Here is a 2,363-nt window from a genome sequence, read left to right as displayed (position 1 = left end):
GCTTGTTTGAGTCGAGAGGGGATATTATTCCCCGTCCCTCTCAGTTAGAACCGTGCGTGCAACTTTCGCTGCACACGGCTCCCGATGTTCTTGGCTATTCACCTTTGCCCATGTGTTGGTAATCGTGGCATGACTCGTGCAATGCTTCAAGATTATTTCTCTTCCAGTTGGCGTGATTTCCATCGATGTGATGCAGGTGTACCCGCTCTTCATCTATGAATTTAATGCCACAAGAAGCACATGAATGGTTTTGCCTTTTTAAAGCTTTAGAGGTTTCGCCGTCATAGAGCTTGCTGTTACGTTTGCTCCAGTAAGCTATATCTCCGTCATAGGGTGATTTTTCACCTGTAACCATGACGTGTCTGTTTTCGGAGTAGGGAACCGCCGGAAACGCTTGCTCTAGCAATGTTTTGCTAGAGTAGCGTGTAAGCTTTGTTTCCTTGTTGAATACCTTGTATGCTCTTGTTTCGATGTGATATAAGGAGTTCCTTGCTCCGTCCATTTTGCAGTAGCGATGGTAACCTCTCCAACCTCTAACCAGGGGAGCTAATTTCTCAGCCTTAACCTTGGCTCCATAGTTCGAGTTGTTGACAATGGCTTTTACTTTCTTGCGGAAGGCTTTGAAGTTGCCCACTGAGGGGGTAGTTCTGAACTTTCCGTTTTTCTGTACTTTGAAATTCCAGCCGAGGAAGTCAAAGCCATCTGTCGCGGCGGTAATTTGGGTCTTTTTGGCACTGACATTCATCCCGCGTTGAGCTAAGAATTCGCTGATTTGGGCAAGTATTTCGTCTGCGTTATCTTGAGGTTTGAGTATTATCACCATATCATCTGCGTATCTTACGGATGGTTCAATGTATCCGCTTGCTTTCCTGTGATCTTTTTGTCGGTGTATCTTCTCTATCCCATTTAACGCTATATTTGCGAGCAGAGGACTGACCACACCGCCTTGTGGCGTACCTTGGTCTGGAAATCCTGGGTTTAAGCCTGATTTGAGGCATCGGAATATACCGAGCTTTAATCCTTTAGGGGATATTAAGCTATCCATGATTATTTTATGGTCAATCCTGTCGAAGCATTTTTCGATATCAAGTTCTATGACTCGTTTATCTATTCCGTTGCAGGAAGAGCGTAGGTTTTGGAAGATGTACCTTTGTGCATCATGGGCGGAACGCCCTGTTCTAAAGCCGTAGCTGTGGGTATGGAAAGTGGCTTCGTGTGCTGGCTCTAATGCGTATTTTGCTAGGCATTGCCAAGCTCTGTCCGCTATGCAAGGTATTTTAAGTAATCTGGTTGTCCCGTCCTTTTTAGGAATTGGAATTTCCCTTAATCCTTGATGATGCCAATTGCTATGATTGGACTTGAGAAGTTCCTCAAGTGCAAATCGTTCCTTGAATGAGAGGGACTTTTTGCCATCAATACCTGCTGTATTTTTACCAGCATTTAATTGTGTTACTTGCCGAATCGCTAGGTATCTAGCTGCACGGGATTTCAGAATCAGTTTTTGTAGTGACCTAGCTTTACGCTTGTCTCCAACTTGAACGGCTTTGAATATTCTCTTTTGAAGGCGGAACAGGTTTTTTCGGAATTTCTTCCAGGGCAATCCTTTCCACGATTCACTAGCTGTATAGCTGTGTCTAATCATTTCACTCTTCTCTAGATAATATTTTCTGAACACCTTGCAACAATTACGTTGCATCCTACCCGAATTGTGGGAGTTAATCCGCTCGTCTGGTCTACCTGGGGTTCGACTGCCCCAAGACCCACAACTCGTTTTTATTCGTTCCCTCGGAGAGATTAATGAGCCACTGCGTTGCGGGGGTTCCCCCCGTTGTAGCATGTGGCGTTGTTCCGTTAGGTGTAGCCAATTCAACTGTTGGATTCCCTAGACTCTTACCCCTCACTAATGGACAGTGGGCGGGAATTATCTCCAACCAAGTCAGGGTTTTGATGTTACGCCCTGCTTTCCAATAAGTTGCTTTTCTAGGCTCTGTTTCACCGTAGGAACTCCCTGTTAGCACCAGTGTCAACCCGTAACGGTCGTCTGATTATGCCCTGTTCCCAGCTTCACTCTACAAGAACCGAGCTTGTTCGGTGTGGGCAGATAAGGAGTCAATTCTGAGTCTGAATGGTAGGGCTTTCACCTACATCTAACCGAGAGTTCAGCTTTTTCCCGTTATCGGGTAATGGCTGGACTAGTTATGTACGGACTGGATACCGTGATTCACTAGTCAACGAATCGCACCCATCACTTGGACAAGTGCAGAGATACCGAAGCTAATCCAAAATAAGGGATTAAATAGGAGTTGTAACCAACCGAGCCAACCAATCCATTCAGTTTCAAACCACGGGAGGAGGGGTTTTCC

2 protein-coding genes are annotated in these 2,363 nt (G+C 45.5%); one reads left to right on the top strand and one right to left on the bottom strand.

The features are described from left to right. Positions 1 to 94 precede the first annotated feature (94 nt). Complete coding sequence (locus LC608_RS36630; RefSeq protein ID WP_229558183.1) at positions 95 to 1,642, bottom strand: reverse transcriptase domain-containing protein; 1,548 nt, start codon at positions 1,640 to 1,642, stop codon at positions 95 to 97. A gap of 155 nt (positions 1,643 to 1,797) precedes the next feature. Between LC608_RS36630 and LC608_RS36625 the strand changes: the two genes are divergently transcribed. Then, complete coding sequence (locus LC608_RS36625) at positions 1,798 to 1,971, top strand: hypothetical protein (RefSeq protein ID WP_229558182.1); 174 nt, start codon at positions 1,798 to 1,800, stop codon at positions 1,969 to 1,971. Positions 1,972 to 2,363: the final 392 nt, after the last annotated feature.

It is taken from the genome of Nostoc sp. XA010, assembly GCF_020829625.1.
Lineage (GTDB): Bacteria > Cyanobacteriota > Cyanobacteriia > Cyanobacteriales > Nostocaceae > Nostoc.
This window is presented reverse-complemented; position numbering and strand designations above follow the sequence as displayed.